The 23081-nt window shown below is 40.9% G+C and carries 21 protein-coding genes and 2 tRNA genes; 2 read left to right on the top strand and 21 right to left on the bottom strand.

The features are described from left to right. Nucleotides 1-52 precede the first annotated feature (52 nt). Entirely contained in the window at nt 53-1714 is a 1662-nt protein-coding gene (drt4, locus tag ACZ5O6_RS04140) for an antiviral reverse transcriptase Drt4 (protein WP_447091000.1), read from the top strand. A 105-nt stretch (nt 1715-1819) separates the two neighbouring features. Here drt4 and ACZ5O6_RS04135 read toward each other — a convergent pair whose 3' ends face one another. The 11 genes from ACZ5O6_RS04135 to ACZ5O6_RS04085 all read right to left on the bottom strand — a co-directional run bounded on the left by ACZ5O6_RS04135 (nt 1820) and on the right by ACZ5O6_RS04085 (nt 11670). Further along, entirely contained in the window at nt 1820-2854 is a 1035-nt protein-coding gene (locus ACZ5O6_RS04135; RefSeq protein WP_447091001.1) for a Fic family protein, read from the bottom strand. A 287-nt stretch (nt 2855-3141) separates the two neighbouring features. Continuing rightward, nucleotides 3142-3218, bottom strand: a tRNA-Pro gene (locus tag ACZ5O6_RS04130). 109 nt (nt 3219-3327) lie between these two features. Beyond that, nucleotides 3328-3711 (bottom strand): MerR family transcriptional regulator, encoded by a 384-nt coding sequence (locus ACZ5O6_RS04125; protein WP_447091002.1) that lies wholly within the window; start codon nt 3709-3711, stop codon nt 3328-3330. Beyond that, nucleotides 3692-4045, bottom strand: a complete 354-nt coding sequence (gene ihfA / locus ACZ5O6_RS04120; protein ID WP_464283541.1) for an integration host factor subunit alpha — start codon at nt 4043-4045, stop codon at nt 3692-3694. Before ihfA ends, ACZ5O6_RS04125 begins: the two co-directional genes overlap by 20 nt. Before the next feature lie 188 nt (nt 4046-4233). Then, the gene (pheT, locus tag ACZ5O6_RS04115) at nt 4234-6627 is read right to left on the bottom strand and encodes a phenylalanine--tRNA ligase subunit beta (RefSeq protein ID WP_447091003.1); all 2394 of its coding nucleotides are present in this window, start codon (nt 6625-6627) and stop codon (nt 4234-4236) included. Nucleotides 6628-6767: 140 nt separating this feature from the next. Beyond that, nucleotides 6768-7838, bottom strand: a complete 1071-nt coding sequence (gene pheS / locus ACZ5O6_RS04110) for a phenylalanine--tRNA ligase subunit alpha (protein WP_447091004.1) — start codon at nt 7836-7838, stop codon at nt 6768-6770. Between the two features lie 160 nt (nt 7839-7998). Further along, nucleotides 7999-8355 (bottom strand): 50S ribosomal protein L20, encoded by a 357-nt coding sequence (rplT, locus tag ACZ5O6_RS04105; RefSeq protein ID WP_447091005.1) that lies wholly within the window; start codon nt 8353-8355, stop codon nt 7999-8001. Nucleotides 8356-8396: 41 nt separating this feature from the next. Then, on the bottom strand, nt 8397-8591 hold the full coding sequence (rpmI, locus tag ACZ5O6_RS04100; protein ID WP_447091006.1) for a 50S ribosomal protein L35: 195 nt from the start codon (nt 8589-8591) through the stop codon (nt 8397-8399). A 219-nt stretch (nt 8592-8810) separates the two neighbouring features. Continuing rightward, the gene (infC, locus tag ACZ5O6_RS04095; protein ID WP_447091095.1) at nt 8811-9353 is read right to left on the bottom strand and encodes a translation initiation factor IF-3; all 543 of its coding nucleotides are present in this window, start codon (nt 9351-9353) and stop codon (nt 8811-8813) included. A gap of 190 nt (nt 9354-9543) precedes the next feature. After that, nucleotides 9544-11466, bottom strand: a complete 1923-nt coding sequence (gene thrS / locus ACZ5O6_RS04090) for a threonine--tRNA ligase (RefSeq protein WP_447091007.1) — start codon at nt 11464-11466, stop codon at nt 9544-9546. Between the two features lie 127 nt (nt 11467-11593). Continuing rightward, nucleotides 11594-11670, bottom strand: a tRNA-Val gene (locus ACZ5O6_RS04085). 172 nt (nt 11671-11842) lie between these two features. Here ACZ5O6_RS04085 and ACZ5O6_RS04080 point away from each other — a divergent pair. Then, complete coding sequence (locus ACZ5O6_RS04080) at nt 11843-13015, top strand: Wzz/FepE/Etk N-terminal domain-containing protein (protein ID WP_447091008.1); 1173 nt, start codon at nt 11843-11845, stop codon at nt 13013-13015. Here ACZ5O6_RS04080 and ACZ5O6_RS04075 read toward each other — a convergent pair. From ACZ5O6_RS04075 to ACZ5O6_RS04030, 10 genes are read right to left on the bottom strand one after another with little or no spacing between them, the layout of a single operon-like run. Beyond that, on the bottom strand, nt 13005-14960 hold the full coding sequence (locus ACZ5O6_RS04075) for a polysaccharide biosynthesis protein (RefSeq protein WP_447091009.1): 1956 nt from the start codon (nt 14958-14960) through the stop codon (nt 13005-13007). The two genes, ACZ5O6_RS04080 and ACZ5O6_RS04075, sit on opposite strands and share 11 nt — an antisense overlap. Before the next feature lie 53 nt (nt 14961-15013). Continuing rightward, complete coding sequence (locus ACZ5O6_RS04070; protein WP_447091010.1) at nt 15014-16543, bottom strand: hypothetical protein; 1530 nt, start codon at nt 16541-16543, stop codon at nt 15014-15016. 40 nt (nt 16544-16583) lie between these two features. Next, nucleotides 16584-17732: a dTDP-4-amino-4,6-dideoxygalactose transaminase gene (gene rffA, locus ACZ5O6_RS04065; RefSeq protein ID WP_447091011.1), complete on the bottom strand. Its 1149-nt coding sequence runs from the start codon at nt 17730-17732 to the stop codon at nt 16584-16586. Between the two features lie 21 nt (nt 17733-17753). After that, nucleotides 17754-18368 (bottom strand): class I SAM-dependent methyltransferase, encoded by a 615-nt coding sequence (locus ACZ5O6_RS04060; protein ID WP_447091012.1) that lies wholly within the window; start codon nt 18366-18368, stop codon nt 17754-17756. After that, nucleotides 18369-19262 carry a class I SAM-dependent methyltransferase gene (locus ACZ5O6_RS04055; RefSeq protein ID WP_447091013.1) on the bottom strand — a complete coding sequence of 298 codons (894 nt, stop codon included), beginning with the start codon at nt 19260-19262 and terminating at the stop codon, nt 18369-18371. Continuing rightward, nucleotides 19252-19620: a DMT family transporter gene (locus ACZ5O6_RS04050; RefSeq protein ID WP_447091014.1), complete on the bottom strand. Its 369-nt coding sequence runs from the start codon at nt 19618-19620 to the stop codon at nt 19252-19254. The genes ACZ5O6_RS04055 and ACZ5O6_RS04050 overlap by 11 nt, the downstream gene beginning before the upstream one ends. Before the next feature lie 56 nt (nt 19621-19676). Then, on the bottom strand, nt 19677-21230 hold the full coding sequence (locus tag ACZ5O6_RS04045) for an AMP-binding protein (RefSeq protein ID WP_447091015.1): 1554 nt from the start codon (nt 21228-21230) through the stop codon (nt 19677-19679). A gap of 3 nt (nt 21231-21233) precedes the next feature. Further along, nucleotides 21234-22112 carry a formyltransferase family protein gene (locus tag ACZ5O6_RS04040; RefSeq protein WP_447091096.1) on the bottom strand — a complete coding sequence of 293 codons (879 nt, stop codon included), beginning with the start codon at nt 22110-22112 and terminating at the stop codon, nt 21234-21236. After that, nucleotides 22112-22879, bottom strand: coding sequence for an SDR family NAD(P)-dependent oxidoreductase (locus ACZ5O6_RS04035; RefSeq protein WP_464283540.1), 768 nt, complete (start codon nt 22877-22879; stop codon nt 22112-22114). The genes ACZ5O6_RS04040 and ACZ5O6_RS04035 overlap by 1 nt, the downstream gene beginning before the upstream one ends. Further along, a complete protein-coding gene (locus tag ACZ5O6_RS04030; RefSeq protein ID WP_447091017.1) occupies nt 22842-23081 on the bottom strand; it encodes an acyl carrier protein in 240 nt (79 codons plus the stop codon). Before ACZ5O6_RS04030 ends, ACZ5O6_RS04035 begins: the two co-directional genes overlap by 38 nt.

The raw sequence follows: 23081 nt of genomic DNA, 5'->3' as shown, positions 1-23081 counted from the left end.
ACTGCTTTCTACCCCAAGTGGACATTGGCCGTTTAAAATATTTATACGGCATATGTTTAAGTTGGTTTATTATGAATTTAATTTAATTAACTGTTATGCTGCTAAAAATGGATCTGGTATGTCGCTAAAGAAGAATCGAAGGATAGGCTCAAAATTTGTAAAAAAAGGGCTTCTTAAGTCAAATTATTTTCCGCAACAAAAAAACAGAAATGAAGAATTGCCATCAATTTTTAATTCAGAACTTTTTAGTACTGATGTTGCAGATGAATTAGTCTCAATACCACTACGTAAAGGTGGGTATGATGATTTATCATTTAACGTAACTCGATTTAATAATGTTCACCGTAAGATATCCATACCACATCCCTTACCCTACGCACATCTAGTTAATACAATAACAGAAAACTGGAACTCCATAAGTCATATCGAAGAAAACGAAAACAGCATAATTCGACCTTTAAAGCATAAAGATGGTCGGATTATTATAATGACGTATGAACAATCTAAACGCAAAACGAAGAGATATAACGATGCCTGTAAAGGAAAAAAATTTATTGTGCATTCCGATATTTCAAACTTTTATCCAAGTATTTATACCCATTCAATACCATGGGCACTTTTAGGTGTGCAAGCAGCAAAACTAAACCAAAAGGACGGTTTTGAGAATGACTTAGATAAGCAGCAAAGGATGATGAAGCGGGATGAAAGTACTGGAATAGCTATAGGGCCTGGCACATCAAATATAGTTAGTGAAATTATATTGTATGAGGTGGATAAACTCTTAAAAGATAAAGGTTACGAATTTTATAGGTTTATCGATGATTACACCGCTTTCTGTTCGACATACGAAGAGTCAGAGTCCTTCATTAGAGATCTTTCAGCGTTTTTGTCTACATATGGTTTGCTTTTAAATATAAAGAAGACCGAAATCAAAAAACTTCCGAAGCCCACAGCAGCTGATTGGGTTTCTGATCTAGGTTCGAGAATAAGTCAGTGCACTAAAGTAAATGAGTTCTATTGTATAAAAATGCTCGACTACGCCATAGGTCTTCAGGAAAAGAACGCTGGTGGTAGCATCCTTAAATTCACATTGAAATCGTTAATTAACAAAGCTACGCCAACAGCCAAGATTGCTTTGCTCGATTACAGTGTTAACTTAATAATGCATTACCCGATACTATTGCCATTGATTGGCGACCTTCTTTCGGTTGTTACAAGAGAATCAAACGATAGCTACTATAAGTCACTTGTCTTTACTTTAAATGAATGCATCATTAATAAAAATTCAGATGGTATGGTTTGGTGTCTTTTCTATATTGCTAAATATTACTCGGTAATATTAAGCGATGAAATCGCTGAAAAAATTATAAATACGGGTGACGTGATTGCGATTACGACATTGTATTTATTTAAAAAACACCAACAAAAGGTTGTTGCATATTGTCAAAGCATTCTCCAAATGAGTCTTTTTGATATAGACCAGCACTGGTTACTCTTGTACCAAGTGTTTCTTGATAAAAACATAGAAAACCCATACAAAAATTTAGATAAGTATTTACCCTTGGTTAAAGGAAATACAGAAGAAGATAGGGTAGTTAAAGCTAGAAACCTTTGCAACCACGATAAAAAGTCATTTGTTATTCTAAAAAATAAAGGGGTTAGCTTTGTATCTTTGAGAAAATTAGTTCCAGAGGAGTGTGAAAGCATAATTTAATTAAAAAGACAATAAATAAACTGTCAACGAAAATTGTTAAAGAGATCGAGACATAAGAACACTCTTTAACGTCCGCTTCTGGCAGAAAGCAAGCGTTCATTATAACTACACTAGAACATAATAAGTACCACGCCCAACACCTTTAACGTCGATCAAGTTCAACTGCACTAACCTTTCAAAATCCAGTTTACGTGATGCGAGACTACGAGGTGAAATATCACCATATTCACGCTGTGTGATGCTGCCTTTATCGTGAATATAATCCAATATTAGTTGATGATGTAGCTCTAATCTTGGCCTGACTGCTAGCTGTGCTGGTAACAGCTTTACGATACGCCGCAACTCATCAAGTATTCCTTCTGCAAAATATTCGAGCCATGCAGAAAAATCGATTGTTTCTTGCAAATCATAATAGTCACCCTCAAGGCCAACTGCTTTGAAATAACGCGTAATATTATGATTGTAATAATTTTCAAAGCTGAATATTTCGAATAAATCCAAACCTGATTGACCTAATATAGCGGTGGTGAGTAAACGAGTGGTACGGCCGTTGCCATCAATAAAGGGATGAATAATGACATGCTGCCGGTGAAAAATACCCGCCAGAATAACGGGATCTATTTTACCAACATTATTATTCACAAAATCCGTGAGTGCTTGAGTCAATGGCCGTACATCTTTTGCATCAGGAGGAATAAATACGACTTCATCAACTCTGCGCGGGTTACGGATAATCACAGGGTCTTGGCGCAACGCCCCACAATGGGTCGGGTTCTCCATTAAGCCATCCACAACCTGTGATTGGACACGTTCTATCGTTTTAATGCTTAAGGTAAATTGCCCTTGAGTGACTGATTGATACAGTTTTTGCAGAGCATTATTGTAATTGAGCACTTCGCGCTCTGTATCTCGGATGCTTTCTTTACGCGTTTTTAACAGGCGCTTTACATCAGTCAGTGGCAGCGGGTTGCCCTCTATACTGGTTGAAGCATAGGAAGATAGCTCCCGAGCACTCAATTCCAACTTGGCTAAGGCAGCATGTGTAAGACGCTGTGATTTTATTTCACCAATAGACTCCCCTATCTCACGAATGGTGGATAAAAGCTTATTGCTAATGATATATCGGGGATTCCAAGTCATAGCCATAAAATAGCCGATAACTGGCCGTAAAACAAGTTTTTGTAGCCTAAAATGAGCCGTAAATTGGCCTATATTGACACTCTATTTATACTTTACCTTGCTACTGCTTTTGCTCAGACATACAAAACGGTTCGGCATCTAGGGATTTAAGTTGATGATGCCGTGGAAACGGCTGAACAAACAGACGGTTAAATTGCTAAACTAAGCCAAAGGTGACCCACAAACAAAAAAAGCCTAACGACGACCGCTAGGCTTTTATTTTTATCTCTATAAATAATAGAGTTATATGGTCGGAGTGGCCGGATTTGAACCGACGACCACCACACCCCCAGTGTGGTGCGCTACCAGGCTGCGCTACACTCCGATGACGTTGGCTGCTATATAGGATTAGCACTTTGGGTTGTGCCAGCGGCCGAAACGAGTGCGAATAATACGCGAGATGCTCGCGAATTCAAGCGATAAATTGGGATAGTTTAGGGTTTATTAAGAAGGTTTAATACGCCTTCTAAGTCGACGATCATTTTGTCGATAAGCTGTGCGAAGGAGGCATTATCTTGCTGGTTTTCAGATGTTGTAGCAGGCTCGTCGGATGCCGCTTCTAGCTTTTGACGTGCACCACCAATGGTAAAACCTTGATCATATAATAGCGCTCTGATTTCACGAATCATCATGACATCTTGGCGTTGATAATAACGACGGTTACCACGACGTTTTACGGGCGCCAATTGGGGAAACTCTTGCTCCCAGTAGCGAAGTACGTGTGGCTTGACTGAACATAGCTCGCTCACTTCACCAATGGCAAAATAGCGCTTACCGGGAATGGCCGGTAGTTCGTCGTTATTTGTGGGTTCCAGCATGCGCTTCTACTCGTGCTTTTAATTTTTGCCCAGGCCGAAAAGTCACCACTCGACGGGCTGATATAGGGATTTCTTCGCCGGTTTTAGGGTTTCTGCCTGGACGCTGTTTTTTATCGCGTAGGTCAAAGTTCCCGAAACCCGACAGTTTCACTTGTTCGTTTGACTCTAAGGCATTACGAATCTCTTCAAAGAAAAGTTCGACCAGCTCTTTTGCTTCTCGCTTGTTAAAGCCTAACTCTTCATAAAGCCTTTCGGCCAACTCTGCTTTTGTCAGAGCGCCATTGGGTAGGTCATCTAACATAATGTCCTCGGTATCTCGGCTAGCGTTATTCATTGTTATTGCGCTATAACAGAGGCGGTTAGCCACTGCTGTTGGGTGAAGCCAACGATACAACAGACTGTTAGGGTGATATGTAGGAAATGTCCTAAATAGCGGTTAGGCGACTTCTGAAAATTCATACTTACGCAGGTAATGCTCGCTAACATGAAGTTATTTCATGCTAGCGAAAGCGTGCAAATGAATTAACGAAGCTCGGCGTTAACACGCACGTTGAGTGCTTCAACCACCCGATCAACAGACTCATTAATTTCACAGTCCGTAAGAGTGCGTGAAAGATGCTGAAAGGTCAACCCCAAAGCGACACTTTTTCTATGGGAATCAATACCTTTGCCAATATATACGTCAAATACCTTTAAGTTTTTCAAGGTATCCTCACTTAGCTCTAGCACGATATGTTGAATCTCTGAAACAGGAATATCCTGATCAACAATTACCGCTAGGTCGCGACGCACTTCGGGAAAGCGAGACAATGGGGAAAATTCAGGCAAGGCTGATGTGGTCAATGCTTGCTGCTCGATCTCAAACAAATAGACTGGCTGTGAAAGGTCTAGCTGTTTTTGTAGTTGCGGGTGTAAAGCGCCAACGATACCCACTTCACGGCCCTTGTGAGCAACCGAAGCTGTTTGGCCCGGATGTAACGCGGGATGTGTTGATGCTGTTACAGTAAAAGCATCAGCCTGCCCTGACATCGCTAGCAGGGATTCGATATCCCCTTTACTATCATAAAAATCAACATTATCTGCCGATGCTGACCAAGACTCCGCTTCTCGGCGACCGTAAATTAAACCGGCCACGACTGGCTGCTGTTGTAAGCCGGCAACATTGCCCTCTTCATGGCTCGGTATAAAACGTAAACCGGTTTCAAATAAGCGCACACGGCTTTGCTGGCGATTGAGGTTATGTTTAAGCGCTTGCACTAAACCCGGCCACAACGACGTGCGCATGACCGCCATATCGGCACTAATAGGGTTTTGCAATGCCGCTGGCGATAGCTCTGGGCTAAACCATTGCTGCCATTCGGGATCAACAAAGCTGTAACATACGGCTTCTTGATAATCACGCGCTAACAATTGCTGCTGGATAGCACGAAGCGGCTGTACGGTTTCTGTCTTTTCAGGCAGGTTAATTTCCATTAGCAGGCTTGTTGTCGGCAATCGGTTATAACCGTACACGCGTGCTAATTCTTCTAATAAATCTTCTTCGATGGAAATATCAAAGCGATAGCTAGGAATAGCCAAAGACCACCCATCCTCATGGCTATCGATAAGCTCCAAGCCTAAACGCTGTAAGATATCTACGACATCTTCATCGGCCATATCAAAGCCTAAGCCTGACTTAATGCGCGCTCGGCGTAACATTACAGTTTTAGAAGACAGCAAAGGATGCTCAACTTCGGTTACAGAAACTGGCCCAACATCACCACCGGCAACATCCACAATAAGCTGTGTAGCACGCTCAATGGCTTGCTCTTGCAACTGGAAATCTACCCCACGCTCAAAACGGTGTGATGAGTCAGTATGTAAGCCGTAGGCACGGGCGCGGCCTGCTATCGCTACGGGCGCAAAAAAAGCACTTTCGAGTAGGATATTTTGTGTAGAAGCGCTAACGGCGGAGTCATTTCCTCCCATGACACCGGCAATCGCCAATGCTGAATTATCATCAGCAATGACTAAGGTATCATCATCTAGTGTCGCTTCTTGGCCATTCAATAAAGCCAGCGTTTCGCCCTTATTGGCTTTTCTGACGATAATACTGCCTGACAATTTATCTGCATCGAAAGCATGCATCGGCTGACCTAACTCTAACAGCACATAGTTGGTGACATCGACGACAATATCTTTGCTGTTAAGCCCAGCACGGCGCAAACGTTCTTGCATCCATAGTGGTGTCGGTTTTGTTAGATCAATACCCTTTATAATACGCCCAACATAACGCGGACACATATCGGTTGCTTGTAAACTCACTGGGAAAACATCGTCAATTGTTGCTGCTACAGGCTGAATAACCGGCTCTGTAACCTCAAGACGATTAAGCACGCCGACATCGCGCGCTATTCCTTTAAGTGATAGACAGTCACTACGATTAGGCGTGAGATCAATATCGATCACGCTATCGTTAAGCTGTAAGTAATCATTCAAATCTTGGCCTGCGGGCGCATCTTCGGGTAACTCCCAAAGGCCAGCATCATCTTCGCCTAATTGCAGTTCTGTTTGACCACACAACATACCGAAGGATTCTACGCCCCGCAGTTTAGCTTTTTTGATTTTGAAATTTTCTGGTAATACGGCGCCCACGGTTGCAAAAGGCACTTTTAAGCCGACATTGGCATTCGGTGCTCCACAGACAACTTGGGTAAGCTCACCGCTACCGGTTGATACTTGGCATACACGTAATTTATCGGCATCTGGGTGCTGTTCTGCAACCATAATTTCCGCAACAACGACACCACTTAGCTGCCCCGAAAGGTTTTCAATGGCATCAACCTCAAGGCCTGCCATCGTAATTTGATCTGCGATTTCTTGCGTCGTTAGTGCTGGGCTAACCCATTCACGCAACCATGATTCACTTATTTTCATGTGTCTTCTAGCCTCAAGCTATAAGTCTCAAGCTGCCAATATGAACCACCATTTTTGGTGATGGGTGGGTACTGACGGCTCGCACTTTATTAAAATAATTATTTACACTGCTTACGGCTATTCGCTTGCCGCTTGTTTCGTTAAAACTGTTGTAAAAACTTTAAATCGTTTTCAAAAAATAGGCGGAGATCATTGACGCCATAACGTAGCATCGCTAAGCGCTCGACGCCCATACCAAAGGCAAAGCCGCTGTATTTTTCGGTATCAATGCCACTGGACTTAAACACATTGGGATGTACCATACCGCAGCCCATCACCTCCAACCAACCGGTATGACTACATACTCGACAGCCATCACCATTACAGTTGGTGCACTGGATATCAACTTCAGCAGAAGGCTCGGTGAATGGAAAGTAAGAAGGCCGAAAACGGACAGGAATATCGGCTTCAAAAAAACGTTTTAAAAATTGGTCAACTGTACCTTTAAGGTCAGCAAAACTAATTTGTGTATCAACCAGTAAGCCTTCTACTTGGTGAAACATCGGAGTATGCGTTAGGTCTGAGTCACAACGGTAAACGCGCCCCGGACAGATCACACGGATAGGCGGTCCCCCCGCCTTCATTGCATTCTCCATCGTACGTACTTGCACCGGTGACGTATGGGTACGTAGTACATACTCTGCATATTGTGCTTCGCTGTCGCCATCAGCAAAGGCTAAGCTGCTCTTATCGACATAAAAAGTATCGTGCATCGCTCTTGCAGGGTGATGCGCGGGAATATTTAAGGCTTCAAAATTATGGTAATCGTCTTCAACTTCTGGTCCCTGCTCAACGGTATAACCCACTGCGGTAAAAATTTCTTCGATACGCTGCAGGGTTTTTGTGACAGGATGTAAATGTCCACGGGTATTTGAGCGGCCCGGTAAGCTGACGTCAATAGTTTCGGAGGCCAGCTTTTCGTTAATCGCTGCCTGCTCTAGCCTGTCTTTTTTGGATTGAATCGCTTGCTGAACGTTCTGTTTGGCTTCGTTAATTTTGGCGCCTGCTGCTGGGCGCTCTTCATTAGAAAGTTTACCTAACGTTTTAAGTAGAGCGGTAAGTTGGCCTTTTTTACCTAAGTAGTCGACCCGTATTTGATCGAGAGCAGAGAGCTCATCGGTTTGCTCAACAAGGTTTAGCGCTTCGTCGGTTAACGCTTGTAAATTTTCCATTAACTGTCACCTGAGTAAATAACGACATATCGAAGTTTTTTAAAAAAACATCATATTTTATTGATTTTCTATACACAAAAAAGGGAAAGGCTCTTCAGCCCTTCCCCCTTTACATTGTTGAGTCACTCAACAACATTAACGCTGACTCTAACGAGCCGTATTACGCTAACGCTGCTTTTGCTTTCTCAACAATTGCTGCAAATGCCGCTTTATCGTGTACGGCAAGGTCTGCTAGTACGCGACGATCAAGAGCGATGTCTGCTTTTTTAAGTCCAGCAATCAACTGGCTGTATGTCATGCCCAATGCACGTGATTGTGCGTTAATACGGGTAATCCACAAAGCACGGAAGTTACGTTTCTTAACACGACGGTCACGATAAGCGTATTGACCCGCTTTAATGACTGCTTGTTTAGCAACACGGAAGATACGCGAACGCGCTCCGTAGTAACCTTTTGCTTGCTTTAATATTTTCTTGTGACTTTTGCGTGCCACAACGCCACGTTTTACGCGCGCCATAATAGTATCCTCAGAATAATCTTAATTAGGTAAACGCGATATTAATTAGCGCGTAACATACGATCGATTGACGGCTTATCAACCGCAGCAACGAGGCTAGTGCCACGTAACTGACGCTTGCGCTTAGTCGTCATTTTGGTGAGGATGTGACTCTTATGAGCACTTTTACGTTTGTAGCCTGAAGCCGTCTTTTTAAAACGCTTCGCAGCTCCACTATGTACTTTAGCTTTTGCCATGAGAATAAACTCCGCATTTGATACCAGTTAAACTGGCTGGGTTAATGTAATAAAGCAAGTAGGCAGCTAAAAGCCCAAGGATAACTCAAAAAATAATGATTAAGTTGTGATAACTAGGAAGCACCGCGCGCAGAAGCGGAATGTACAATAGTACATGAGCATTTGAGCACGGAGCTGACGACGTTAGCGCAGCTTAGGCATATTTTTTGTTTATCCGACTTACTTTTTCTTTTTCGGGGCCATCACCATAATAAGCTGTCTACCCTCCATTTTCGGGTATTGCTCTACGGTGGCGAGCTCTTCCAAGTCTGTTTCGATGCGTTTTAGCATCTCCATCCCTAGTTCTTGGTGAGCCATTTCTCGACCGCGGTATCGTAGCGATACTTTGGCCTTATCCCCATTTTCTAGGAAACGTGTAAGGTTGCGTAGTTTTACCTTATAGTCTCCCTCGTCCGTCCCTGGGCGAAACTTCATTTCTTTTACTTGTTGCTGCTTTTGCTTTTTCTTAGCGGCCGCTTTGGTCTTCTTCAGTTCAAACAGGTGCTTACCATAATCCATGACTTTACAAACAACCGGTGAAGCATCGGGCACTATCTCAACGAGATCCAATGTGGCTGCTTGCGCTACTTTTAACGCTTCATCTAAAGCAACGACACCTACCTGCTCGCCGTCTGCTCCAATCAATCGCACTTCTGTGGCTTCGATTTGTTCGTTAATACGGGCTTTTTTTGAACGCCCTTTTGCATTGTCTGGTCTATTAATGGTGTTACCCTCGTTGTTTGACCCTAAATGGCCCTAAATCTTTTGTCTTTGAAAAAAGCAAAAGCATGTTATTAAACATCACAGACGTTCTTTGAGCGCTCAACGCCTGTAAAAAGCAAAAAACACCGCCTATTCACTAGGCAGCGTTCTTAGTTTATAAAAAAGCAGTGCATTCTATTGGAATTAGCGACTAACTACCAGTAATACCTTTACTTTCTACATCAGCCTTTATATGTGCGATAAAAGCGTCAACACTCATTGTGCCGAGATCATCTCCTTGACGCGTTCTAACAGCAACGCTACCGCTTTCTACTTCTTTATCGCCGATAACGATAAGATACGGCACTTTCTGTAAAGTGTGCTCGCGAATTTTAAAGCCGATCTTCTCATTTCTCAAGTCAGAGATCGCTCGAAAGCCCTGTTCGACTAGATTCTTCTCGATCTGTTTCGCATATTCAGCTTGATTATCAGTAATATTGAGAACCGCTACTTGCTCCGGCGCCAACCACGTTGGGAAAGCCCCTTCATAGTGCTCAATAAGAATACCAATAAACCGCTCAAAAGAACCCAATATCGCTCTGTGTAGCATGACTGGCACTTGGCGAGAGCCATCTTCAGCAACATACTGTGCATCCAATCGACCTGGCATCGAGAAATCCACCTGTATCGTACCGCACTGCCATACACGATTAAGGCAATCTTTTAGTGAAAATTCGATTTTAGGGCCGTAGAACGCGCCTTCTCCTGGCAATGTTTCCCAATCGAGGCCCTTTGCATCTAAGGCATCGGCAAGCGCTTTTTCGGCCTTATCCCATACCGCATCTGAGCCAACACGCTGTTCTGGGCGTGTTGATAAGCGAACGATAACGTTATCAAAGCCAAAATCTTTGTAAATCTTAAACAGCAAGTCGGTACAAACAGATACTTCCTTCTGGATATCTTCTTCCACACAAAAGATATGGGCATCATCTTGCGTGAACGAACGAACGCGCATTAACCCCTGAAGAGTGCCTGACGCTTCGTTGCGGTGACAAACACCAAATTCAGCCAATCTTAACGGCAAATCACGGTAACTTTTTAGACCTTGATTATAGATTTGAATATGCCCCGGACAGTTCATCGGTTTTACGGCAAAGTCGCGACTTTCAGACTCTACCGTGAACATATTGTCACGAAATTTATCCCAATGGCCTGATTTTTCCCACAGGCTGCGTTCTAGAATCTGAGGCGCTTTGACTTCTTTATAGCTATTTTTGCGGTTGGCCTCACGCATATAACCTTCTACGGCCGAGTAAATCGCCATGCCTTTAGCGTGCCAAAACACCATGCCTGGCGCTTCGTCTTGCAAATGAAACAGGTCGAACTTTTTACCCAGCTTGCGGTGATCACGTTTTACCGCCTCTTCCAAAAAGTTGAGGTGCGCTTTTAGCTGCTTTTTGTCAGGCCATGCGGTGCCATAAATACGCTGCAGCATTTTGTTATCAGAGTCACCGCGCCAATAAGCACCGGAAATGCGCATTAGCTTAAAGTGCTCACAGAACTTCATGCTAGGCACATGCGGGCCTCGACACATATCGACATATTCTTCGTGATGATACAAGGCGGGTGTCGCATCTTTAGGAATATCGCGTTCCAATATTTCTAATTTATAACTCTCACCACGCGATTTGAACGTATCGTACGCATCTTGCCAAGACCCTACCTTTTTAACGACGTCGTACTGAGTTTTAATCAGCTCGCGCATCCGCTTTTCGATCTTGCTCATATCCTCATCAGTCAGCATATGATCAAGGTCAATATCATAGTAAAAGCCGTTTTCAATCGTCGGCCCGATCGCCATTTTTGCATCTGGCCATAACTGCTTCACCGCATGACCGATTAAGTGCGCACAAGAGTGGCGAAGAATCTCTAAGCCATCTTCGTCTTTCGCAGTAAAGATTGTAAGCTCAGCATCGTCTGCAATAGGATCATGAGCATCAACTCGCTGACCGTTGACACGACCTGCAATCGTAGCCTTAGCGAGACCAGGGCCAATATCGGCAGCAACTTCGTAGACAGAAACAGGCTTATCGAATGTACGTTGAGAACCATCGGGGAGAGTAATAACAGGCATGTGGTATTCCTTATCAGTGGCGCCCCCTACAAAAGGTCGCGTGAAAATAAAAGGGTTGCTAACTATCAAGTGAATACTATATAGCAAGCCAATAAAAAGCCCACTAATAAGTGGGCTTTTTTGAAGTTGGTACGACCGAGTGGATTCGAACCACCGACCCCCACCATGTCAAGGTGGTGCTCTAACCAACTGAGCTACGGTCGTAAAATCACTGCATTTAAGGTCGCGAACTATAACGACATTTTGGCTAAGAAGCAACTACGAAAGATACAGAAAAACAGAACAAAAATGCCAGACTTTACAAGCAAGTAGTAGCCATATCAATAACATATACCTATAATCGCAATCATACTTAAGGCAGCTTGGAGATTAAGCAGTGGATCAATACAACAACGAACACGCAAACGAAATAGACTTGGTCGAATTAATCGGTAACTTGTGGGAAGAGAGAAAGGTTTTTTTAACTGGATTTTTACTGTCTATTTGTATCGGCGCTGCATACCTTGCCCTAACAAGACCAGTATTTGTAGTAAGCGCACAGATAAATCCACCGAATTCGAGCACACTTAAAGCCTTAAAACCTTTCATAAGGGAATCGACCTCTGACATACTCCTATATGTTCCAAATGCCCCTCTAAGACAACAACAAGAATTGGCCGACCTTATAAAAAGAAGCTCTGAAAATCAACAGAAAGCAGGCACTTACCTAAGCGAACGAGATTACACTGACAACACGAAAGCCTTCACAATATTTCTATCCGAACTGGAATCGAACGCTCATATTTATTATTTGCTTGGCTCGCACGAGCATTTAATCGCAGATGCGCTTGGTATAAAGCCTGAAAAAAGCACCTCCACTATTCCTGCAATCAATAAGGTCAGATTGATTGAGTACCCAAATACTACCAAGAAGAACAACGAACTCCAGCCCGACAGCTACCTATTAACACTGGAAGGTTACGACAAGGAAAAACTAGAGCTATTATTACGCGAAGATATCAGTAAAGCAGAGCAATCGACCACAGAAAAAATTAAAGATTATTATATTAGCGAGCTAGAAACATTGATTGAGAATAAAAACAGTAAGCAAAGAAGTGACCTGCTTTCACTAGAAAATCGCATCAACGCACGCAAATTTTATTTAAGCAAATCGCAACAAACAAGGATTGCAGAACTAAACGAAAGACTGAAAATCGCAAAAATCATTGACGACGCGCAAAATATTAAAACACTAGGAGCGGAAATACAGCTACTGTCAGAACGTGAGAAAAGTATATTTTATGATGAAGACTTACTAACCTTAGAAGCACAAAAATATTTAGTCGGCAACGATAAATCTAGTACCAAAATGGCAGCAGAGCTTGAACGCATCAAAAGTATTAATGAACCTTTACGATTCTCTGATGAAATCATTATAACACCAACGCACCCAATTCACCCCAAGAAACCATTAATCATGGCGCTGTCGGCAATACTCGGCATTATCGTTGGGCTATGTGCTGCAATAGGGAGAATAACCTACCGCAAAGTCAACAAAGCTACGCTTTAGTAATAGGAACCACATTGTCACTAGAAAGTGATGATGTGGTCATATGATCGACTATCTTTTTATGTGGCTGGTAACCTAATACCACGCGAGAAAATATAGTTCTTATTTGTTCAAAATCATTTTCTTGAAGCGCTTTATCTAGATGACTAATGGCAAACTCAAGCTCTTTGCTGTCTAAGCTATTCTCATTTGCTCGCATAATTTTGGGATGATCTGTGCCAATAACATCCTCACTCACTAGCAGTTCTTCATATAACTTTTCAGCCGGGCGCAAGCCCGTACAAATAATTTCAATATCACCTTCGTTATTTTGATCCGTCTTCACCTCCAAACCTGACAGCTGAACCATACGCTTTGCCAGATCAATAATTTTTACAGGCTCTCCCATATCTAAAACAAACACATCGCAGTCTTCTGCCATGGAACCAGCCTGTATGACTAAAGAAGCCGCTTCTGGAATCGTCATGAAGTAACGGGTAATTTCAGGGTGAGTTACTGTAATGGGACCTCCTTGCCTTATCTGCTCTCGAAATAAAGGAACAACGGAGCCTGAAGATCCCAGCACATTACCAAAGCGAACAATACTGAAAGTAGTTTTTTCAGTTTTATCCGCTAAGACCTGCAAAATTATTTCAGCGAATCGTTTACTGGCCCCCATGATATTCGTTGGGCGCACGGCTTTATCTGTCGACACCAAAATAAAATTTTGAACACCGGCACTTGACGATTCCTCTGCCATTATTCGCGTACCCATAGCATTGTTAAAGACACCTTCTATAATATTATGCTCAACAATGGGGACATGTTTATAAGCAGCCGCGTGATACACCGTATCAACCGAAAAGTGCGCAATCACTTGCTTAACGCGCTTACGATTAGCAACAGATCCCAAAAGAGCATATACTGGCACAACACCACCAGACGCTTTTGCACATTCAGCGAGCTCTTGCTCTATTTTATACAAACCATATTCATTAAGTTCGAACAACACCAACGCTTTAGGACTCTGACTGAATACCTGACGGCATAGCTCAGACCCTATGGAGCCACCTGCCCCTGTTACCATAACCACCTTACCACTGATGCATTTCGACATTAGCGATGACTCTGCAGGCACTGGATCACGCCCCAACAGCTCTTCAACTTCTATTTCGCGCAGCTGTGTAATACTGTCATTATCTTCCAACAACTCTGGCATAGAAGGTATGGTCTGAACATGAACACTGAGCCCACTTAAGCTTTCAAGCATGCGCTTACGCTGCTTATTGCTTACATGAGGCACTGCCAACAGCACATGCTTAACATTTTCGCGCTCAATAACCTCCGACAATGATTCTATAGAATATACAGGTAAGCCTTTAATCGTCGACTTCCATAAATTTTTATCATCATCGATAAATCCAACTGGATAATATTCACGACCATCCGTCAGCGCTGTCGCCAACTGAATACCCGCACCACCAGCACCATAAATTAATACAGCTTCCTTATCTATATGGTGCTGCATAAACCAATGATAAAAATAACGTACTAAGAATCTACTACCACCAACATAAATTAAGGCCACTAAGGCAAAATTTATAGGTATAGAGCGAGGGAAAGGGGTTATCTGAAGTACAGTCACTGCAGACCAAAGAAATAGCGCTAACAACATAACACCTTTCACAACAGCCCAGATAGCTTGAGTACCCATAAAACGCACAACTGCACGATAAAGCCCCAGTCGCATAAATATATATACACCAACTACAGGAGTAACAAAAAATAGCCCTGTAGATGGAATCAGGTATTCTTCGGGCCACCATTCAGATAAACGTAATGCAAAACTAGACCAGAGAGCGAAACATAAGGCCACTAGATCCATACTGACCATAATGAACCGTTTAGATGTACGACTAAGTACCGACAATGCATGTACAAAACTGTTAAAAACCGTCTTTTTCATCACTCTAACACCTAAAAATAAAACTTCTTCTTAAAACGCCCAATTTCTACAACTTAAGGGAAGTATATAAAAGGATTACCCTTAGGCTCAATAAAAAAGTATTGGTTTAAAAGTACTTGATTATCACCAACATTCTCAAGTGGTAAACCTCTTTGCAGAATTGACTCGTACATTTTATCAAAAAAGAGAAGCTGGGACGATTCCTCGGGGTAATAGCTCCGAACAGCCTCCATAGCTCGATCTAAATTTGTCTTATCATAAGGTAAAAAATAATACTGGTAAGCAAAAGGTAATATAGGCATTTTGGCATGAGCATATCCAAGCTTAGCGGAAAGATTACGGCTATAGACTATTGCCCTGAGGGGGTCGTGTTTAACCATCTTCAATTCATCTTTAGAAATAGTTTGCCCCACAAAGATACGGAACCGCGATTCCTTAAAATTAAAGCCTTGACTATATAATACACAAATAAGTATTGAGGCCAATAATGTAAACTGCATTACATTCGAAAATAATGGAGCAACTAAGCGATGGCGATGTACGGATTCAAAAAATAGACTTAGAGACAATCCAGCCATAAGACTTAGCGAATAATCATGTAAGTTTTTATACGAGATGGTATAGCCTGCGATGATATGCATATTAGCAATCAACAAGATACTTAGAGTAACATAGAGAAAAATCAACCCTTCTTTACCGACAGAAACACCTTTCACATATTTATATATAATCAAAAAAACAAATGGCAACAATCCCAAGAAAGCGAGAGGAATATTAAACGCTCTAGTTTCTTTATAAGCTGTAGGAAAAAGTATATCTACCCCCCCCCCAGAAATCATTTCAAAAAGATATGCAGCAAGCACAAAAAACAAAGAGGAAATTGAAAACAAGAGCGCACCTGGAATAAAAACATTCCAGAGCAAATTTCCAGATGAAATTTTCTCTTTATACCGTGAAAACATGGATGGTAGTAACAGCACGGCAATAACAAAAGAATAACCTACAGCAACAAAAAAATACAAAAAAGGCAATGGTAGCAATAACCAAAAGTAATTCCGATATCTGGACCATGCTAGCACGGCCAAACCAACCAAAAAATACGAAATCTGAGGTTGTGGGCTTCTAAGTACTGACGGGTAAGATTCAAACCCCGGCATAATAGTCGTTATATGCCTTTGTGCACCATATATATCAACAACATAAGGATTAGCATAATTAAATAATACAGAAGAGAATAAAATAAACAGAACATATACTAAGGATCGTTTTTTAGAGACTCCCAAATTAACTGCTGTAAAAAAAATACAAACAGCCATCCCCGGAATAAGAAGAAAATCAAACAGTAAGTTTTGCATTGAACCAGACACACCCACATTTTGAAGTGCGTAAATAACAACAGCGCTGGCCATATAACCTGGGGAAGCTAATAATTCTTTAGCCGACTGAAGTGTCAAATATGTTTCCTCATCCCAACCATTCACATACATAAAAATATCAGAAAAGAAAAATGCCGCCATCAATGGAATAATATAAGCGAGAAAAGTAGATAGAAGGAAAAACAGAATGATGCATCGACTTAACATACACGATTTTAATTCTCTCCCAAAAAGCCCATTAAGCACATCAACACCCCTCTAAAATACGACGTAAGTCATTTACAATTTTTATTTGTTCAGACTCTTTCAAGCCTACCCATAATGGCAACCGAATTAATTGCTGAGAAACATTATTCGTCACACCCATCTCGCCAGATATTCGACCATAACGAATACCACCTGGTGAAGAATGTAATGGCACATAATGGAACAATGCATTTATACCACAATCCTTTAAAGCATTAAGCACCACAGCTCGATCCAGATTTTCGGATAAGATAATGTAATACATATGTGCATTATGTTCACACTGATCAGGCACTATTGGGCGCTTTAACCACCCTCTTGACTCAAAACTCTCTAAGGCATCATGATAGATATTCCAACTAGCTAAGCGCCTTTCGGTAATCACTCTTGCTTCTTCAAGCTGAGCATATAAAAAAGCAGCAATTAACTCCCCTGGCAAAAAAGAGGAACCGGCCTCTTGCCAAGTGTACTTATCAACCACTCCACGAAAGAAACGACTTCTATCAGTACCCTTTTCTCTAATAATTTCTGCTCTTTCTGATAACACGGGATTATTAACTAACAAGCTTCCACCCTCTCCAGAAATAACATTCTTAGTTTCATGAAAACTAAAAGCCCCTAAATCACCAATGCTTCCCAACGACTTACCTTTATAGTGGGACATGACGCCCTGAGCGGCATCTTCGATTACCGTTAAATTGTATTTACGCGCGATGACTATAATACTATCCATGTCACAGGCGACACCCGCGTAATGCACAGGGACAATTGCTATAGTTCGGGATGTAATGGCACTTTCTATCAATGACTCATCAATATTTAATGTGTCTTCTCGTATATCAATAAACACAGGCACTGCTCCCCGAAGAACAAATGCATTAGCTGTTGATACAAAAGTGTAAGATGGCATGATAATCTCATCGCCAGGCTTTATATCTAACAGTAAGGCGCATATCTCGAGAGCTGCCGTACAAGAATGGGTTAGCAACGCCTTATTTGCACCTACATTTGTTTCAATCCAATCATGACATAAATGTGTAAAAGGACCGTCACCAGCCAATATACTATTAGCATGTGCTGTTTTTATATAATCGATTTCCTTTCCTGTCATATAAGGTTTGTTGAATGGGATATTATATTTTTTATCCATTTTTGAGCACCAATTTCCAAGCTATTTAGTACAAGTCATAAAACAATTCGTATAGGGAATCCAACGCTGATGCTTTACATCTATACAAGATGATTCAAATACCTCCTCAACCAAATGTAAATAAGCCTCTTCATTACGTACATTCTGACCTCTGTCTTTATTAATTAAGAAACGAGCGATCGGATTTTGCCCAGAAACAAGACAAGGATCTATAGTAAGTAAACGCCCACCAGGGTTTAAAGCCTTATGCGCCAACTTTATTAATTGAACTGCCTCTTCATCATCTAAATGGTGCAATAAACCCATTGCCAAGACTACATCAAATTTAGGTAAATAGCTTAAATCACCCTCATCAAATATTTTACAAAAAAAAGTGCCTTTATTAGCGAAATTACTACGAGCTTTCTCAATGTAATCCGCACTAATATCAAACCCATAATATTCCGCATCGGGCAAATAAGCTAAAATATCAGCTGGGCCGCACCCAACATCCAATATTTTCATGCTGGGTAACGGCTTGATATAGTTTTCTGTGAATTGCTGCCTACCTTTACGCGCGCCCATTATCAATTGAAATACCGAGTAAATTAATGGATTAGATAAAATCCCTCTAAGGCCATGTGTAATTTGAACCATTTAGACGTTCCCTTGTTTCTTATATTTAGTGATCACGCAATCCATAACCGGCTGAAGAGATGCAGGAATAATCTTAAGCAACAAGTGAATTCGCAAAAAAACAATTAGCCATATCAGCCGCATCAAAAATGGAGAGCGCCTGCTAGCCAACACTTTATCATCGACCACTCTCGTAAGGACATTTGACAATATCGATCGATTAAACTTTACCGATAAATTATTTTTGTGCACAATTATTTTTCTCACTGAAGATACCGTTATCCAATTTAAAGACTCCCAGGTACCTTTAGGATCAGGCATTTTATGTCCAAAAATTTTATTATAAAATAACTTTTCTGTAATACGCTTAGAAAAGAAAGTAGGTATATTAAAGTGAGGCTCGTAAGGAAATAAATAATTTGGACACGTAAATCGATATATCCCTGCTTCTCGCAGACTATCGCCGACCCGTACAACAACCGCTGACACGTCGTCAACATGCTCCATCACATTAACAGAAAAGGCATAATCAAAATGATTTTTTATTGATAAGGATTCAGCTGTCGCATTCAACAGGTTCAGTTTAAGTCCTATATTATCAGCTGCTTTTAACACTACATTTCGCATACGATCAAAATGTGAAAAACCATTGCCAACAGGTTCTAACGAAACAATCTGAAAACCCTCGCGAATTAATTGACAGCTCAATAACAAGGAGCCTGCGCCGACCTCAAGAATATTGGCCGATGGTGGCAATACCGCAAGATCAGAGTCAATATATTCACGGCCAAACTTAGCTTCATTAGCATAAATCACAAATAAATCTAATAACTCGGGAGCACTATTCTCAAACTCAATCCGTACAAAATCTAGCCAAGATTCAATAGTAGTATTATCTTGTACATTAGGAGTCACTAGTCACCCCAATTAAAATCCCAACAAAAATTAATAACACAGCAATGATCTTTGTACTATTTAACTCTTCACCCAATAAGACCCACCCCCCAACAATCACCATTGAAAATGTGACGCCAATATAAATAGGGAAAGCAACTGTTAACGGTAGCTTCGCTACAATATATAACCATGCAAATGAAGCGAATAACGCAGCGCCGTAACCAGACAGTACGAACGGATCACCTAACATATTAATTATTCGCTGAACAAAATTTTCTGTTGTGTCATACTCGATACTATTCATACGCCATTTAACAATTAATTGACTATAAGTGACTAAGAGAGCGACCGGCAGAATTAATAAATATATTTTCACGAGTTAAGTTAGCTTTCCATTTTTTAAAGTATTACATACGTGTATGACTAATTAATCTAATGCTTTAGGTCTTCAAGCAATGAGGTCAGTCGAGAACGATCAATTTTACCATTGGGGTTTTTGGGTAATTGATCCATTATTATTATATGTTGCGGAATCATATAATCAGGTAATAAAGCAGCCAATCCATCCAATAAAAATTTAGATTCTACATTAACCGAACAAGCAACAAAAGCCACTAACTTACCGTAGGCTGTATTCACACGGTGATAAATGACCGCAGACTGACTGACTTTAGATGATTTTATTAACGCTTGTTCAATTTCTTCCAACTCAATACGATAGCCCATATGTTTAATTTGATTATCTTTTCGCCCTACGAAATATAGTCGTCCATTTTCTTCCCGAACGAGATCTCCAGTACGATACATGCGCTTCATAAATCGGGTTGGCTCAGTCAACGTATGGAATGCAACGGAAGTTCGTTCTAAATCATTAAAATATCCAGCGGCAACACTAGGGCCAATAAGACAAAGCTCACCCGTTAGGGTCTCACTATCCTGCTCATCAAGTATTTTATAATCAAAATTTGGATTTAATTTGCCTAACGTAGGGAGACCACTGATATCCACGAAGTCTTTATCACTCAGGGTATGAGCACTACAAATGCAAGTGCATTCTGTGGGCCCATAAACGTTCACTAAACTTACTCCTGGCATAAACAGGTCATACAATTTTTTCAACTCCACTTTTGGATAACCTTCACCACCAAAGACAATGGTACGCAACCCCACCAATAATTCGAGGGTCATCGTTTTCATGGCCATAAGATAAATAAGCAAGGAGGGTACAGAGAACCAAATTGAACAACCCATTTTACTCACAAAAGGAACCAAATCATACGGAGTTGTTAAAAGCTCTCGAGGCACTGGCGTAAGTGAAGCCCCCGAAAAGAGGCCAATATAAAAATCAAACACTGAGTTATCAAAATACATGGGGCTTAAATTAGCAAAATTATCTTTTTCTGTAATATTAAAATAACTTTTCCCCCAGTCAATAAAATGCAATACATTCTGATGCGTAACGGCGACCCCTTTAGGTATTCCAGTCGAACCAGATGTAAACATAATATAAGCGATAGAGGAGCCATCCACTTGCCTCATTAATTCTTGATGCTGCTTCAGATCATCAATAGAGGCACTCGGTAATACATCAGCATCTAATAAGAATACGTTACAAGAATTTTCTAAAGCTAATAGCGACATATTTTTTTCGTATGCCACATCGTCATAAAACAATAAAGATACAGTACTAAGCTGTAAAATACTTTCTAAACGGGCTGCAGGTGATGCCAAATCAATATTAACATAGGCAATCCCGAGACGAAGACAAGATAACATCAATGCATAAGATAAACAGCGCTTGCTATTACCAATAGCAATTACATCACCACGCTTACACCCCTCGGATAACAAAAGAGAACATAACGAACTTACAAGACCATCAAGCTCCTCATACGAAACTTTTTTGTCCAGATAATTTAATGCTGTACGATCTGAATGGTGTGACAGTACATTCGTAAACAGCGCTCCAAGGTTATATGTATACATCAGTTATCCGTTAACAAGATTAGCTTCTAGAACAATAGGTAAACCATCAACTATAGGCTCAACACCGGTTAACCGTAAAATCTCGTTATCTTTATGGAAAATAACACAGCCTTCGTAGCTAAAAACCACTTCACCCTCCGGCTTTTCAAATACAACTTTAGCCAAAAAGGGGTTTTTCATTACCTGAATCCCAAAAACCTTATACTCATCCTCACCCAAGAGAAATCGGCAACCCTGCGAGAGATTATTAAATGCTTTTATTTTTTGCGCTATCCGCTCATTTGATTCTTGAAAATTTATATACCAATCACTTTTATCTCTTTTATATTCAATAATTCCATCTACTTCCCCTTGTTTTTTGAGAGGCTCAAAACTGACCTTATACGCCTCTCTTAACGCTTCTTTTTCAGCTAAAAAGCTCAGTTGATACAAAGTAGTAACATCTAAATCATCTGTATATTCGATGGGCACTTGAGAAATAATATCACCCGTATCAATACCATTATCCATAACATGGCATGTTGCCCCTGAATCCCTCCGATACAATACCGACCCAATCACAGGATCATAACCACGCAAATCTGGGAGCAAAGAAGGATGTATATTTACATAACGCGCTTTAGGTAATTCTGAAATAGGCAGGATATAAGGGCAACCATTAGAAACTAACAGGTCGTAATTAAGAGAATTTAATCTCTCAATTAAGCATTTTTTACTAGCAATAACTTCATAATTCCCCAACCACTTTAACACTCCATCACTTAAATCACGCTCTAGATGCGTTCCTTTAACAACAAAGATCTTAGATATCTGCATACCTAAGGCAAGCATTTCCTCAAGCACAAAACGCCTGTTGCCGACAAAAACAAATTGAATTGTCATCAAATTGTTAACCCACCATTTACATCAAGAACAACACCATTAATAAATTCATTTTCAATAACAGAAGTAACTGCCTTTGCCACTTCCAAAGCTTCACCTAAACGTCTTAACGGAGTATTATTCAAAACATGTTTAATAGCCGATTCGCTAAGGGCTGAATGCGTTGAATCCGAACCGATAAAACCAGGAGCAATCGCATTACATCTTATACCGATACGGGCAAGCTCCTTTGACCAAGTCACTGTAACTGCATTCACTCCTGCTTTTGCAGCAGAATACGCCGTTTGCCCCTCATTGCCTCTCGCACTAATGGAGCTAATATTAACAATATTCCCTTTAATCCTGCGCTCAACCATTCTTTTAACTACTGCCGAACTCACAATGAATACAGAATCAAGATTAACTGTTATTGAATCTTTGAAGCGCTGATAACTGTGCATAATGCCATCTGGGTTCATAATATTTACAAATGGTTCGCTAAAAATAACCCCCGCATTATTTATAAGCACATCAACCTTTTCATATTTATTAAAAATGCCGTCAATAACTGATTTGACATCTTCAGGCTTAGTGACATCCATTACATAGCCTTCAATTCCTTTAGGAATATTTTTCAGCGCCTCAGCATTTCGGTCTGCAACAACCACTCTAGCTCCCAGAGCACGCAGGTGTTTTGAAATAATGAGACCAAGACCATTAGCACCACCAGTCACTAAAATTACTGCCCCTCTAACCTCCAAGGTCAAAACCTTTGTCACGAAGAACATTTATAATACTTGCAACTGATGTCATTTTTATAATATCGGTTATTTCGAGTGTAGTTGTATATTCTCTCTCAAGAGTGACCACTAGATCCATTTGTTTTAAAGAATCCCAACTACCGATATTTTCCTTCATCAGACCTTCATGTATCTCGGTCGGACTTAGATTAAATACTTCGGCTAAAGTATTTTTTAATTTTTCATTCAT

This window comes from Eionea flava (assembly GCF_055393785.1).
This window is presented reverse-complemented; position numbering and strand designations above follow the sequence as displayed.